Annotated in this window: 13 protein-coding genes; 8 read left to right on the top strand and 5 right to left on the bottom strand. The window is 65.0% G+C overall.

Features of this window, described 5'->3' with window-relative positions:
* Positions 1 to 4: 4 nt before the first annotated feature.
* Positions 5 to 1,114 (bottom strand): NADH:flavin oxidoreductase/NADH oxidase, encoded by a 1,110-nt coding sequence (locus L8F97_RS04250; protein WP_242146777.1) that lies wholly within the window; start codon positions 1,112 to 1,114, stop codon positions 5 to 7.
* A 98-nt stretch (positions 1,115 to 1,212) separates the two neighbouring features.
* Positions 1,213 to 1,515: a UBP-type zinc finger domain-containing protein gene (locus L8F97_RS04245; RefSeq protein ID WP_242146775.1), complete on the bottom strand. Its 303-nt coding sequence runs from the start codon at positions 1,513 to 1,515 to the stop codon at positions 1,213 to 1,215.
* Positions 1,516 to 1,606: 91 nt separating this feature from the next.
* Between L8F97_RS04245 and L8F97_RS04240 the strand changes: the two genes are divergently transcribed.
* The 7 genes from L8F97_RS04240 to L8F97_RS04210 all read left to right on the top strand — a co-directional run bounded on the left by L8F97_RS04240 (position 1,607) and on the right by L8F97_RS04210 (position 7,933).
* Entirely contained in the window at positions 1,607 to 2,197 is a 591-nt protein-coding gene (locus L8F97_RS04240; protein ID WP_242146773.1) for an NADPH-dependent FMN reductase, read from the top strand.
* Between the two features lie 53 nt (positions 2,198 to 2,250).
* Positions 2,251 to 2,736 carry a GAF domain-containing protein gene (locus L8F97_RS04235; RefSeq protein WP_242146772.1) on the top strand — a complete coding sequence of 162 codons (486 nt, stop codon included), beginning with the start codon at positions 2,251 to 2,253 and terminating at the stop codon, positions 2,734 to 2,736.
* Positions 2,737 to 2,875: 139 nt separating this feature from the next.
* Positions 2,876 to 3,940, top strand: a complete 1,065-nt coding sequence (locus L8F97_RS04230; RefSeq protein ID WP_242146770.1) for an RcnB family protein — start codon at positions 2,876 to 2,878, stop codon at positions 3,938 to 3,940.
* Between the two features lie 70 nt (positions 3,941 to 4,010).
* Entirely contained in the window at positions 4,011 to 4,742 is a 732-nt protein-coding gene (gene recO, locus L8F97_RS04225) for a DNA repair protein RecO (protein ID WP_242146767.1), read from the top strand.
* A 22-nt stretch (positions 4,743 to 4,764) separates the two neighbouring features.
* Positions 4,765 to 5,853, top strand: a complete 1,089-nt coding sequence (gene leuB / locus L8F97_RS04220; protein ID WP_409929003.1) for a 3-isopropylmalate dehydrogenase — start codon at positions 4,765 to 4,767, stop codon at positions 5,851 to 5,853.
* A complete protein-coding gene (locus tag L8F97_RS04215) occupies positions 5,850 to 6,953 on the top strand; it encodes a glycosyltransferase family 2 protein (RefSeq protein WP_242146763.1) in 1,104 nt (367 codons plus the stop codon). Before leuB ends, L8F97_RS04215 begins: the two co-directional genes overlap by 4 nt.
* Positions 6,954 to 6,973: 20 nt before the next feature.
* On the top strand, positions 6,974 to 7,933 hold the full coding sequence (locus L8F97_RS04210; RefSeq protein ID WP_242146762.1) for a 2-hydroxyacid dehydrogenase: 960 nt from the start codon (positions 6,974 to 6,976) through the stop codon (positions 7,931 to 7,933).
* A gap of 12 nt (positions 7,934 to 7,945) precedes the next feature.
* Here the strand turns inward: L8F97_RS04210 and L8F97_RS04205 are convergent, their stop codons facing one another.
* Genes L8F97_RS04205 through L8F97_RS04195 form a run of 3 tightly spaced genes read right to left on the bottom strand, consistent with a single transcriptional unit; the run spans position 7,946 to position 11,931 of the window.
* The gene (locus tag L8F97_RS04205) at positions 7,946 to 8,896 is read right to left on the bottom strand and encodes a glycosyltransferase family 2 protein (RefSeq protein ID WP_242146759.1); all 951 of its coding nucleotides are present in this window, start codon (positions 8,894 to 8,896) and stop codon (positions 7,946 to 7,948) included.
* A 26-nt stretch (positions 8,897 to 8,922) separates the two neighbouring features.
* Positions 8,923 to 10,563: a lipopolysaccharide biosynthesis protein gene (locus tag L8F97_RS04200; protein WP_242147167.1), complete on the bottom strand. Its 1,641-nt coding sequence runs from the start codon at positions 10,561 to 10,563 to the stop codon at positions 8,923 to 8,925.
* A 60-nt stretch (positions 10,564 to 10,623) separates the two neighbouring features.
* Positions 10,624 to 11,931 carry a phospholipid carrier-dependent glycosyltransferase gene (locus L8F97_RS04195; protein ID WP_313931893.1) on the bottom strand — a complete coding sequence of 436 codons (1,308 nt, stop codon included), beginning with the start codon at positions 11,929 to 11,931 and terminating at the stop codon, positions 10,624 to 10,626.
* A gap of 79 nt (positions 11,932 to 12,010) precedes the next feature.
* Between L8F97_RS04195 and L8F97_RS04190 the strand changes: the two genes are divergently transcribed.
* Complete coding sequence (locus L8F97_RS04190) at positions 12,011 to 13,219, top strand: trans-sulfuration enzyme family protein (RefSeq protein WP_242146757.1); 1,209 nt, start codon at positions 12,011 to 12,013, stop codon at positions 13,217 to 13,219.
* Position 13,220: the final 1 nt, after the last annotated feature.

The following is a 13,220-nucleotide window of genomic DNA, read 5'->3' as shown; positions in this document are numbered from 1 at the left end:
CGGATCAACCGCGCCCCTTCAGCAGATCGCGGTACTGCCGGGGCTGCGATCGCAAATACTGGTTCGGCGCGGTCACCGTCGCGCCAAGCGCGGCGGCGGCGTGCCACGGCCAGCGCGGATCGTAGAGAATGGTGCGGGCGAGCGCGATCATATCCGCGTCGCCGGTTGCTACAATCGCTTCGGCCTGCTCCGGTTCGGTGATGAGCCCGACCGCCACCACGGGCAGACCGGTCTCCTGCTTCACCGCGCGGGCGAGCGGCACCTGATAGCTCGGGCCGGCCGGGATCGCCTGGCGCGGATCGAGCCCGCCGCTCGACACATGAATGGCGGCGCAGCCACGCGCCTCCAGCGCCTGCGCGAAGGCGACGGTCTGCTCAATGTCCCAGCCGCCCGGCACCCAGTCGGTGCCGGAGACGCGCATCGTCACCGGCTTGTCGGCCGGGAACGCCTCCCGCACCGCGTTGAATACTTCGAGCGGAAAGCGCATGCGGTTTTCCAGCGAGCCGCCATAATCATCCTCGCGCTGGTTCGACAGCGGTGAGAGGAACTGGTGGAGCAGATATCCGTGCGCGCCGTGTAGCTGCACCGCGTCGATGCCGATCCGCGCCGCACGCTTGGCCGCTGCCGCGAAGGCATCGCGCAACCGCTTAAGATCGTCGAGGCCAAGCGCCTGCGGTGGAGTGTCACCGGCGGTGAACGCCGCTGGCGAGGGCGCGAAGGTCTGCCAGCCGTTCTCGGCGCCGGGGGCGATCTGCTTGCCGCCAGCCCACGGCAGATCGGTCGAGGCTTTACGACCGGCGTGAGAGAGCTGGATCGCGACCGGCATGTCCGAGTGGCGGCGTACGCTCTCCAGCGTGCGCGCCATCGCCGCTTCGGTGGCATCATCCCACAGCCCGACATCGGCGTAGGTGATGCGCCCCTCCGGCACGACGGCAGCCGCTTCGATCGTCAACAGCGCCGCGCCGGATAGCGCCAGTTGGCCGAGATGGATGAGGTGCCAATCGGTCATGCAGCCGCCGACCGCGGAATATTGGCACATCGGTGCGATGATGATGCGATTGGCGAGGGAAAGGCCGCCAACGGTGACGGGCTCGAAAAGTTTGGGGCCGCTCATGATCGTTCGGTTCCTGACACTGCGTTTCGCCGGCTCGACCGGCATCCACGGCTGCGAACGCACCGGGGGCGCAACCGCTCCCGGTCGCGGCGCGCCGTTCAGTAAAAGCGCGGAATCGGGCCGCGCTGTGGGGTCTGATCGGGCAAGTCGATCTCCACCGCGTCGACATAGCACCAGCCCCAGCCTTCGGGCGGGTCATAACCTTCGATGATCGGGTGGTGCGAAGCGTGGTAATGCGCGGTCGCGTGCCGGTTGGGCGATTGATCGCAGCAGCCGACATGCCCGCAGGCGCGACACAGCCGCAGGTGCAGCCATACGTCCCCGGTCTTCAGGCACTCCTCGCACCCTTTCGCGCTGGGCGTCACGTCGTTGATGGTCATGCTGTGCTGGCAACTGGTCATGTCCGCCTCCCTTCGATATCGCGACGTGGTACCGAACCGTCCCAACTCCAGAAAGGGTGTCGATGCCGAATTCCCCGACCCCGGCGCAGTCATGAGCGACCGTGTCCTGATCTTCTATGGATCGTACCGCGCCGACCGTCAGGGCATCAAGCTCGCGCGGTTTCTCGTGCAGACGTTCGCCGCACGCGGGGCGGATGCCGAACTGATCGACGCCAGGGCGGTCGACCTGCCAATCCTCGACCGCATGTACAAAGAGTATCCGCCGGGCACCGCGCCGGAGAAGCTGGAGGCGCTGGCCGGCAAGATCCGCGCGGCGGACGCATTCGTGTTCGTGACGGGCGAGTATAATTGGAGCGTTCAGCCCGGCCTCAAGAACCTGACCGACCATTTCCTGGAGGAGTGGTTCTGGCGGCCCGCCGCGATCGCCAGCTATTCCGCCGGGCGCTCGGCCGGCGTGCGGGCAGGCACCGCGTGGCACGGCATCCTTTCCGAGATGGGGATGGTGGTCGTCTCCAGCACGCTCGCCGTCGGTGGGATCGGCGGCGCGTTCGATGCGGAAGGCGAACCGACCGGGGAGGGTGGGGCGGCTGTGGCGCGGGCGTTCCCCCGCTTCGCCGACGATCTCGCCTGGTGGACCGAGGCGGCGCGAGCGCAACGCGCACGGCAGGCACCGCCATATTGATGCCGAGCGCACCCGACCCGACATAGCGCGCCAACGACTCGGAGCTTCCCGCCATGTATGCCTTTGATATCGACGCCACGTCGAAGACCGAACTGTATCGCAACCTTTCCGCTGCGCTCGATGCGCTGACGATCGACGAAACTGACCCGATCGCCAACATGGCGAACATGGCGGCGTTGCTGTGGGAGTATCTGCCCGATCTCAACTGGGCCGGGTTCTACCGGTTGGTCGGGGGCGAACTGGTGCTCGGGCCGTTTCAGGGCAAGGTGGCGTGCATCCGTATTCCTATCGGCAAAGGCGTCTGCGGCGCGGCGGCACAAACGTTGGAAACGCAACGGGTTGCCGATGTACATGCGTTCCCTGGGCATATCGCTTGCGACGCGGCGAGCCGCTCCGAACTGGTGGTGCCGATCTTGGATCAGGGACGGCTGATCGGTGTGCTCGACCTCGACAGCCCGCTGCCGTCCCGCTTCGACGCCGGGGACGCGGCAGGGTGCGAGGCGCTGGTCAGGTTGATCGCGCCACGTCTCGCCGGCTGATCGTCATTCCCTTTTCGGCACAATCCTTAACCAAGGGTCCTGTTGGTCGAAAAGGCACCGATTAGGTAACTGGTACGTTAATCAAATCGACGGTGCGCGGGGGTTTGCGGCGTCCTGAACGGGAGTGTCTATCTTGAGCATGCGAAACCATACCATCACCGCGTTGGCCCTGATCGGCGCCGCTGTCGCGATGCCCGCCGATGCGCAACGCGCCGGCGGCATGCAAAGTATGCCGAGCCGCCCGATGGCGGGGCAGATGCCGGCGATGGGCGGCGGCGCGCCGCGGCCGACCATGCAGGCTCCTGGTCCGCAGCAAGGGCATTGGAACGGCGGCGGGCAGGGTGGCTGGAACAGCCACGGTGGCGGTGCGCGTCCGCACTGGAACGGTAATGTCGGGCAGCCGGGCTGGAACGGCAACGGCGGCGGCCAACAGCATTGGGGCGGCCAGTCGCACGGCGGCGGACAGGTCGGCTGGAACGGTGCTGGCCGGCCCGGCGGCTGGAACGGTGGTGGCGGCTACAACGGCGGTCGCCCAGGCGGGTGGAACGGTGGCGTTCATGTCGGCGGCGGTTCGCGCTGGGGCGCGCGCTCCGGTGGTCGCTGGTCGGGCGGGTGGAACGCTCCGGGCGGTTGGAACGCCTATCGTCGCCCGTCGCGTGGCTGGCGTCTGCCCGGCTACTGGTTCACGCCTGATTTCTTCATCAGCGACTATGGGCTTTATGGTCTCGCGTCGCCGCCGTACGGCTACAACTGGAGCCGTTATTACGACGATGCGGTGCTGGTCGATGGCTCGGGCCGGGTGCGGGATTATGTCGGTGGCGTCGATTGGGACCGCTACGACAACGCCTATGACGGCGGCTATGACGAGAGCTACCAGAGCGAAAGCAGCTACGGCGCCGGTGCGTCTTACCCTGCGCCTGTTGGTGGTCCGGCTTACGGCGGACCACCGCCCGTATCGGCTGGCAGCGGCGTGACGACCTATTCGTCGGGCGGCTATTACGCCAACGGATATTATTATCCCGGCTCGACCACCACCACCGTCACGGTGCAGACCGCACCGTCGGTGACGACGACCACGACCGAATATGTCGAGACGACCAAAACTCGCTATGTCGCGCGCAAGGCGTGGCGACCGGTGCGGAAGTGGCACCCGAAACCGAAATGGCACCCGAAGCCTAAGGTCGAGTGCCTCTGCGGCAGCTGATCGGGGTTCGGTAATACGCAAGGCCGCCGCGCGTTTTCCCATGGCAGCCTTGCGTATATAGCACGGTGCAATGCACTTCCGCGCCGAAGCCATCGTCCTAGCCGTTCGCCAACATGGCGAGCATGGCGCCGTGGTGCGTGCGCTGACTGCCGACCACGGCCTCCAGCCTGGTTACGTACGGGGCGGTCGCTCCCGGCGGCTGAGGCCGGTGCTGCAACCCGGCAACCTCGTCCTCGGCGAATGGCGCGCCCGCGCGCCCGATCAACTCGCGCAGTTATCGATCGAGTTGATCGAGAGTCACGCCGCTTCGCATGCCGAGCCGCTGCCGGCGGCTGCGCTGGAATGGGTGACGGCGCTTACCGCGACTGCGTTGCCGGAAGCACAACCCTATCCCCGGCTACACGCCGCGCTCAGCGGAGTGATCGGTGCGATCGCGGCGGCGCCGGCGGCGCGCGGCTGGGCGTTGGCGCTGGCACGGTACGAATTGCTGCTGCTCGCCGAACTCGGCTTCGGGCTCGATCTCGGCGTATGCGTGGCGAGCGGGGCAAGCGACGACCTTGCGTTTGTCAGCCCGAAAAGCGGTGGCGCGGTGAGCCGGGGCGCTGCATTCGGTTATGAAGACAGGCTGTTCCCGCTGCCTTCCGAGTTGCTGAGCGGCGGCGATGCGGACTGGGGCGCCATCCTTGCCGCCCTGCGCATCACCGGCCACTTCCTCGACCGCGATATTCTCGCCGACACGCGCACCGATCCGCGTGACGCGCGGAACCGGCTGGTGGACCGGCTGAAAAGGGCGGTTGCGTGATACGCATGGCGGCGGCAAGAGCATGGCCGCAAACAGCTCCAGCCTGAACGGAACTCATGTGAAGACGATCGCGATCCTCGCCGGCGACGGCATCGGCCCCGAAGTCACCGCGCAAGCGCGCCGGGTTCTCGAAGCGCTCAATCTCGATCTCGCCTTTGAAGAAGCGGTCGTTGGCGGTGCGGCGTTTTTCGCGGCGGGTCATCCGCTGCCGCCGGAGACGCTGGACGTAGCGCGGCGTGCAGATGCGATCCTATTCGGCGCGGTTGGTGATCCGCGCTGCGATGCGCTGGAGCGGGCGCTTCGCCCCGAACAGGCGATCCTCGGCCTGCGCGCCGCGCTTGGGCTATTCGCCAACCTGCGCCCAGCCACGCTGTTCCCCGGCCTTGAAAATGCCTCTGCGCTTCGTCCGGAAGTCGCCCGCCAGATCGACATGGTGATCCTGCGTGAGTTAAACGGCGATGTCTATTTCGGAGAGAAAGGCTTCAGAACCGCTGCGAACGGAACGCGCGAAGGCTTTGATATCATGTCCTATAACGAGGCAGAGGTGCGCCGTATCGCGACTGTCGGGTTCGAGATGGCGAAGCGCCGAAAGGGCACGCTGCATTCGATCGACAAGGCCAATGTGCTGGAGACCTCGCAGCTATGGCGCGACGTGGTGACGGCGATGAGCGCGGACTATCCCGAGGTCACGCTCACCCACATGTACGTCGACAACGCCGCCATGCAGTTGGTTCGCAACCCGGGTCAGTTCGACGTGATGGTCACGGGCAACCTGTTCGGCGATATCCTGTCCGATCAGGCGAGCATGTGCGCCGGCTCGATCGGCATGTTGCCGTCCGCCTCGCTCCGCGCGTGGAGCGGTGACAATGGCCTGTACGAGCCGATTCACGGTTCCGCGCCGGACATCGCGGGGCAGGGCAAAGCCAATCCATGCGCGACGATTCTATCGGCGGCGATGCTGCTGCGCCACTCGCTCGACGATGAGGCAGCGGCAAAGCGCGTCGAAGCGGCCGTGTCGGCGGCGTTGATCGGTGGTGCCCGCACGCCCGATCTTGGCGGCACCATGACGACGAGCGAAATGGGAGATGCGGTGCTGGCAGCACTGATGTGAGCCAGACGCTCGACGTCGCCGTCGTCATCCCGACCTTCAACGAGGTCCGCAACGTTCCGCTGCTGGTGGCGCAGCTCGATGCGGCCTTGGCCGGGCGCGCCTGGGAGGCGATCTTCGTCGATGATGACAGCCCGGATGGCACGGCGGATGCCGTTCGCGCGATCGGGCGGGTCGACCCACGCGTGCGCGTGATCCAGCGGATCGGGCGACGGGGCCTGTCTTCGGCCTGTATCGAAGGGATGTGCGCTACCGCCGCACCCCTGGTCGCAGTGATCGACGGCGACCTTCAGCATGACGAAACAATCCTCCCCGCGATGGTCGAAGCGCTCAACGCAGATGCCAGCGTTGACGTGGTGATCGGCTCGCGTTTCGTACATGGCGGCGGAACCGGTGACTGGGACCGTGACCGTGTGGCAAAATCCGCTTTCGCCACAAAGCTTTCGCGGCATGTCCTGAAAGCGGACCTGAGCGACCCGATGAGCGGCTTCTTCATGATACGGGCGCGGATCGTACGGGATCTTGCGCCGCATCTCGCCGCGATCGGCTTCAAGATCCTGCTCGACATCATGACGGGATCGCCGCGACCGCTGAAGTTCGTCGAACTGCCCTACACCTTCCGCACCCGCACCGAGGGCGAGAGCAAGCTCGACCATGTCGTCGCGCTGGAGTTCCTGATCGCCTTGTACGATCGCATGTTCGGCAGGATCGTGCCGGTGCGGTTCGCGATGTTCTCCGCGATCGGGTTGATCGGCGTGGGCGTGCATATGGGTGTGTTGACGCCAATCCTGCTCGGCTGGGGTGATCGCGCCTTCCTGCTCGGACAGGTTATCGCGGCCGTGGTGGCAATGACGATGAACTTCTTTCTCAACAACGCGCTCACCTATCGCGATCGGCGCCTACGCGGCTGGCGCCAGTTGCTGGATGGCTGGGTGTCGTTCTGCGTCGTTTGCAGCGTGGGCCTGGTCGCGAACGTTGGTGTCGCCGGGTTTCTGCACGAAGCCCGCGAGGGCACGTGGGCGACGGCCGCCTTGCTGGGCGTGCTGGTGGGTGCGGTCTGGAACTATGCGCTTTCCTCACGCTTTACGTGGGGACGTTACTGAACTTTTCGAAGAGCGCCATCATGCAACCTGAGATCATCATCGGCGGACCGATGCCGGATTCCGTGACCGCCGCACTCGAAGCGGCGTTCACCGTTCACAAGCTCTGGCAGATCGAGGATCAGGACCGCTTCTTCGCCGATGCTGGCAGGCGCGTGCGTGGGTTTGCCGCCAATACGCTGGCCGGCCGGATCGACGGCGCCCTGATGGACAAGCTGCCTGCGCTGGAGATCATTGCCGGCTTCGGCGTCGGCTATGATAGTATCGATGCGGTAGCCGCGGCGGAGCGTGGCGTGATCGTCACCAACACACCGGGCGTGCTCGACGATGAGGTCGCGGACCTTGCCATCGGGTTGTTGCTCGCGACGTTGCGGCAGCTCCCGCAGGCGGATCGCTTCGTGCGTGAGGGTAAATGGCCGCAGGGCGCGTTCCCGCTGTCCCCGACGCTGCGCGGGCGGACGGTCGGCATTCTCGGGCTTGGCGCGATCGGCAAAGCGATCGCGCGCCGGCTCGACGCGTTCGGCGTCGCTGTCGAATATCATGGCCGCTCGCGGCAGGCGGGTGTGGCGTACACGTACCATGACACGTTGGTCGGCCTCGCCAAAGCCTGCGACGTGCTGATCGCGATCGTGCCGGGCACGGCGGAAACCCGTCATCTCATCGACGCGGACGTGCTGGCCGCGCTCGGCCGTGAAGGCGTGCTCATCAATGTTGCACGCGGCAGCGTAGCGGATGAGGCAGCACTGATCACGGCGCTGCAAGCCGGTACGATCCTTGCCGCGGGCCTCGACGTTTACGAGGACGAGCCGCGGGTGCCGGCGGCACTGGTCGCGATGCCCAACGTCGTTTTATTGCCGCACATCGGCTCAGCCTCGGTAAAGACTCGGGCGGCAATGGGGCAGCTCATGGTCGACAACCTCGGCGGATGGTTCGCAGATCGCAAACCGCTGACCCCCGTGCCTGAGGTGCGGCATCTTGTTTGACGGTTTCGGCCGCTAGACCGCGCGACGACGCAGGCTCTGATACGCCGCCCGCATCTGCGGCAGCATGGGTACGTGGGTGCCTATCGTGGCGGCAAGCCCGCGCGCGGTCACAGCCTCGTCGATAGCGGCCGCGATGAAGGTGCGTGCACTGTCGCGGTCGCCACGCCAACTTGCCTTCATAGCTTCCTGCGCGAACTCGTTCGCCATCAGGCGCGATCGCGGGCGCATGAGTGCGGCTCCAGGCCCAAAGGATTCGAGCGGGTCGCTGCGGCCCGCCCGGCGTTCCGACGCGCAATACACCGCGAATTCTCGATAGCGCCGCGCCAGCAGCCGCTTGGCGGGCTTGACCGACACGCTTTCGCTATGCCGCAGCACCGTAACGAGAATCTCTGGCACCACCGCAAACGCATGACGCTCCGACAGCCGCAAGAGCAGGTCGAGGTCCTGTCGGTAGCGGAAGAACGCGCGGTAGCCGCCGACAGCGTCGTATGCGCTTTTGCGGTACAGCGTGCCCGAGTGCGGAAACGGATTGTGCGTCAGCAGCGTATCGGCGGCACCTGTCGCCTCCGGCCGCGTCTCCCGCGTCCAGCTCTTGTCCACCCCGACGGAGCGCGATTGGCACGACACGACGCCGCAATCCGGCTCCGCCTCGAGGCGCGCGATCTGGCGCTCCAGCCGGTCGGCACGGTAATCGTCGCCAGCCTCGTGGTAGGCGAGATAGTCCGAGTCAGCATCGGCGAAACCGTTTTTCAGCGCCGCACCCAGGCCCTGATTAGCCTGTGCAACGATCCGCACGCGACAATCGCGGTAAGCGTTCAGGCACGCAAGCGTGTCGTCGGTCGAGCCGTCGTCGACGCAGACAACCGCCATGTCCCGTTCAGTCTGCGAGAGAATGGAATCAAGCGTGTCCTTAACGTGCCAACCTTCGTTATAGAAGGACGAGACGACGGTTACTTTGGGCATGATAGTTGTCTCACTGTGCGATCACGCTACGCTTCTCTTTTCGCGCTGAAGCGACGGAGCTTTGTATGCAAGGACAGGGCGATCTTCATACCGACATCCCCAAGGATCCATTGCGATTTCACAGCGGCCAGGGCGACCCCGACGAGCGCGATTGATATGCCCGAGGCGGCGAGGGGAACGAAGCCATGGAGCGCATTGTGGTGACACAGGTCGAGAACGCCGCCTGTGACGAGTGCGACGATAGCGGCGACTTTCAATCCGGCGAGATGCGCTGAAAAGAACGTCGGGAGATCAACATCGACCGACCGGAAAGCGAAGCCCGTGATGATGAAGAACGACAGGACCAGGACGAGGCTGACCGTGGCCGACATCGCTATCAGGCCAAAGGGGATCGCTATGCTGCACCCGATCACGGTACCCGCAGCATAGATGATCTGAGATATGAACAACCCTCTTAAGTTGCCGGTCGCTCTCAGGAGTGAACTGCTCGTCCGCGTCGAAAATCTCGCGAATATGCCGAGCGATAGCGCCGCGAAGATCGGTGTCGCGGCGGTCCACTTCGGCCCGTAGAAGAACAAAATCAGGTCCGGCCCAACCAAGGCAATCACCACCGAGATCGGCAGCCCGATCAGCGCCGCGAGCGCGGTGGCCTCAAGATAGGCCTTGCGCAGCCGCTCGGGCTGGCCTTGCAGGCTGGCCATCGCCGGGAAGACGACCTGATCGGCAATTTTAGAGTACAGCGTGGTTGGGAAACTCATCAGCTTGAATGCGCGTGAGTAGAGGCCCGTCGAAACCGCATCGGTTGCGCGTGCAACGATAGCTGTGTCACCGTTGAGCGCGATGAAGTTCACGATGTTGATCCCGGTGAACCCCGCGCTGCTTGAAAAAATGAGGCGCAAGCCTGGGCCCGACAGCAACAGCGAAAACGGAATTCGCGCGATCGCGTAGATGCCGCTCGCACGCAGCGCCTCCTCGATCAACGAGCCGTAGACGAGCGACCAGTAGCCATAGCCGTGCCATGCGAAGATCGCCGAGAATAGCCCGTAGCCAAACGTACGCGCGCCAAGCTGTACGAGCCGCACCTCCTTGACGTGCAGGTCGCGCGTCAACTTTGCCTCGGACACCAGCGATATCCCGCGGAGCAGGAAAACACCGCCCAATACCTTCAGCACGTCGCTGAGTTCAGGCATGTGGAAGATCGTCGCCACCAAAGTCGATCCGCACCATGTCGCCACCGCACAGCACAGCGAAAGATACAGCGATACGGTCAATCCGGTGCGCAGATCGTCGCGGGTCAGATCGGGCATCTGAATAATGGTGGGCGCGACACCGACCTCGGAGAAGACGTTGACCAGCCCCATGAACAGCATCGCCGCCGCCACGATGCCGAATTGCGCCGGCGACAGCAGGCGGGCAAGCAGCGCCGTAATTGCCAGCTCGATGACCATCGATGCGCCGTGCAGACCGGCAGTCCATGTGGCACCGCGCGCCACCTTTTGCCGAAGTTGGTTCATGTAACCCTCTGATCGTGCATGGAAGGCGCCGGCTGATCTATCGTTTACGTCTATGCCGGTACGATGACTGGAACGTGATATTCGCACGTTTCCCGCCACCACCTTGTGTGTTTCACAGGTTGTAACGCGTTTACTTTCAGGGTTCCAGCGCATCACTGCTGCGATGCAGCGGAAATGCGGGTTGTTACTTCCGTTCTGGATGTAACTCGACGATCAGGGCCAGGTTGGCAGCCACATCCAGCGGTGAAAGCTTTGCGCGGTGGCGAGCGGCGCGGCCGAAAGAATGGGATAGAAGAACGCGAACAGCGCCAGCGCCGCCAGAAAGGCGTATTCGTCCCACCGGGCGAACCGCCCCTTGCAGAAGCGTTGCAGCGCGGCGGCGATCGCGACCGGCAGGAAGATGCTCGGCAGATAGTAATAATAGAAGAAGCCGAGCGATTTCGGGATGACGATCCACGGCAGAAACGCGCCCGCCCACAATGCTCCCGCGCCGATCAGGTGGAGCGAGCGATCACGCCAGCCGGCATATGCACATGCCGCTACCGCCATCAGTCCGCCCCACAGCACCACCGGGTTGCCGATCATCAGCACACCGCGATTCGCCCCGTCGACATACTCGTACAAATACCAGATCGGCCGGATCATCAGTGGCCAGCTCCACCATTGGGACTGGTAGGGGTGGCGTGGCAGCACCTGGATCTGCTGCGCGTACATATCGCGCTGGAAGCTCAGCAATCCGTCGAGCCGCAGCGGCATATCATGATAATACAATGCCGGAGTGAAGGTCGCGAAATAGACGCCGATCGACACCAGCCCCAGCGTCAGCAGCGCCGGCACTGCTGCCAGCCCCGGCCAGTGGCGGTGCCCGCGCGCGTTGAGACTCCACCAGACCGATCTGCGGCTGCGGTGTGCGTCGTTTAGTCGGACAATCAGGAACGCGGCACCCGCGTAGCCGACGAACGGCACCGCCGTCCATTTCGCGCCCACCGCAAGGCCGAGCAGCACGCTCCCCAGCAGCCAACGTGGCCACGCACCCCAAGCCGTCCGCGCCCGCATCGACCAAAGCAGTACCGCGGTCGCCAGCACCACGAATGCCGCCATGAACCCGTCGAGCATGGCGATACGCGCCTGCACGAATACGGTGAAGTTGAGCAGCGTGAACGCCGCCGCCAACGCGGCAGTCCGCGTGCGCCCGAACGTCAGCCACGCGATCCAGAACACGCCCAGTACGGTCGCCGTGCCCGCCAAGGTCGAGAACGCACGCCAACCGAGTGGCCCATCCCCGAACAGCGCGATCCCGGCGGCGATGATCTCCTTGCCGACGAGCGGGTGCTCGGTATTGGCGGGCATCGCCAGCGTAAGCAGTTTGCGCGCGGCCGGGACGTAATGCACCTCGTCGAACATGATCTTGCCCGGGGTGGTGAGCCGGTAGCTGAACAACGCCTGCGCCACCACACCGATCAGCACGGCGACTCGGCCCGGATGGGACAGGAAAGCGCGAGGCTGCGGTTCGGTCATCATGCAGGGCTATCCGGTGTTAACGGGCGGGTTTCAAGCGGGGCATTGACGGGAAGGGACCGCGGGCGGCAAAGCGTGGCCCATGAAACGTCGTACCGGCCAGGACCAGAGCATCACCCGCCAGTGGCGCCCCGCCACGCAAGCCATACGTGGCGGCACCGCGCGCAGCGAATTCGGCGAGACGTCAGAGGCGATCTTCCTCACCTCGGGCTACAGCTATGATTGCGCGGGCGACGCCGCCGCGCGCTTCGCGGGCGAACAGGTCGGCATGACCTATTCGCGGCTCCAGAACCCGACCGTGGAGATGCTGGAGAACCGTATCGCGCTGCTCGAAGGCGCCGAGGCGTGCCGGACGATGACGACCGGCATGGCGGCGATGACGGCGGTGCTGCTCTGCCAGTTGCAGCAGGGCGATCACTTGGTCGGCGGGCGCGCCGCGTTTGGATCGTGTCGCTGGCTGACCGATACGCTGCTGCCCAAGTTCGGCATCGAGACCACTGTGGTGGACGCACGTGACCCGCAGGCGTGGGCCGATGCGATCCGCCCCAATACCAAGGTGTTCTTCTTCGAGACGCCAGCAAACCCAACGATGGACGTGGTCGATCTCAAGGCGGTGTGCGACATCGCGCGTGCGCACGGCATCACGACCGTGGTCGACAACGCCTTCGCGACGCCAGCCTTGCAGCGGCCGATGGAATGGGGAGCGGACGTCACCGCCTATTCTGCCACCAAGATGATGGACGGGCAGGGGCGCGTGCTGGCGGGCGCGGTGTGCGCCACCAACCAGTTCATCAACGACGTGCTGCTGCCGTTCACACGCAACACCGGGCCGACGCTCAGCGCATTCAATGCGTGGGTGGTGCTGAAAGGGCTTGAGACGCTCGACCTGCGCATCCGGCGGCAGAGCGAGAACAGCCTCAAGGTCGGCGCGTTCCTGGAGGCCCGCGTGCCGCGTATCCTCCATCCGGGCCTCGCCAGCCACCCGCAGCACGATCTCGCGATGCGCCAGATGGACGCGTGCGGGCCGATCTTCGCGTTCGAGGTCGATGGTGGGCGCGCGCAGGCACACGGGCTGCTCGACGCGCTCGAACTGGTCGATATCTCGAACAACATCGGCGACTCTCGCTCGCTGATGACGCATCCAGCCTCCACCACCCACTACGGCGTCGCCGAGGAAAAGCGGATCGAGATGGGCGTGACCGACAATCTGCTGCGCCTCAACGTCGGTCTCGAAGACCCGCAGGACGTGATCGACGATCTGCACCAGGCACTGACGAAGGTCGGGCTGTGAC

This window comes from Sphingomonas sp. BAUL-RG-20F-R05-02 (assembly GCF_022662305.1).
Lineage (GTDB): Bacteria > Pseudomonadota > Alphaproteobacteria > Sphingomonadales > Sphingomonadaceae > Sphingomonas.
Note: the sequence above shows the minus strand (reverse complement) of the source record. Positions and strands in the feature narration are given on the sequence as shown.

Excerpts from the sequence above, each read along its gene's own strand:
- L8F97_RS04200 (WP_242147167.1), bottom strand. The coding sequence starts at position 10,563 with ATGCGCTGGAACCCTGAAAGTAAACGCGTTACAACCTGTGAAACACAC.
- L8F97_RS04190 (WP_242146757.1), top strand. The coding sequence starts at position 12,011 with ATGAAACGTCGTACCGGCCAGGACCAGAGCATCACCCGCCAGTGGCGC.
- L8F97_RS04240 (WP_242146773.1), top strand. The coding sequence starts at position 1,607 with ATGAGCGACCGTGTCCTGATCTTCTATGGATCGTACCGCGCCGACCGT.
- L8F97_RS04250 (WP_242146777.1), bottom strand. The coding sequence starts at position 1,114 with ATGAGCGGCCCCAAACTTTTCGAGCCCGTCACCGTTGGCGGCCTTTCC.
- L8F97_RS04210 (WP_242146762.1), top strand. The coding sequence starts at position 6,974 with ATGCAACCTGAGATCATCATCGGCGGACCGATGCCGGATTCCGTGACC.
- recO (WP_242146767.1), top strand. The coding sequence starts at position 4,011 with ATGCACTTCCGCGCCGAAGCCATCGTCCTAGCCGTTCGCCAACATGGC.
- L8F97_RS04235 (WP_242146772.1), top strand. The coding sequence starts at position 2,251 with ATGTATGCCTTTGATATCGACGCCACGTCGAAGACCGAACTGTATCGC.
- L8F97_RS04245 (WP_242146775.1), bottom strand. The coding sequence starts at position 1,515 with ATGACCAGTTGCCAGCACAGCATGACCATCAACGACGTGACGCCCAGC.
- L8F97_RS04195 (WP_313931893.1), bottom strand. The coding sequence starts at position 11,931 with ATGATGACCGAACCGCAGCCTCGCGCTTTCCTGTCCCATCCGGGCCGA.
- L8F97_RS04205 (WP_242146759.1), bottom strand. The coding sequence starts at position 8,896 with ATGCCCAAAGTAACCGTCGTCTCGTCCTTCTATAACGAAGGTTGGCAC.
- L8F97_RS04230 (WP_242146770.1), top strand. The coding sequence starts at position 2,876 with ATGCGAAACCATACCATCACCGCGTTGGCCCTGATCGGCGCCGCTGTC.
- leuB (WP_409929003.1), top strand. The coding sequence starts at position 4,765 with ATGGCCGCAAACAGCTCCAGCCTGAACGGAACTCATGTGAAGACGATC.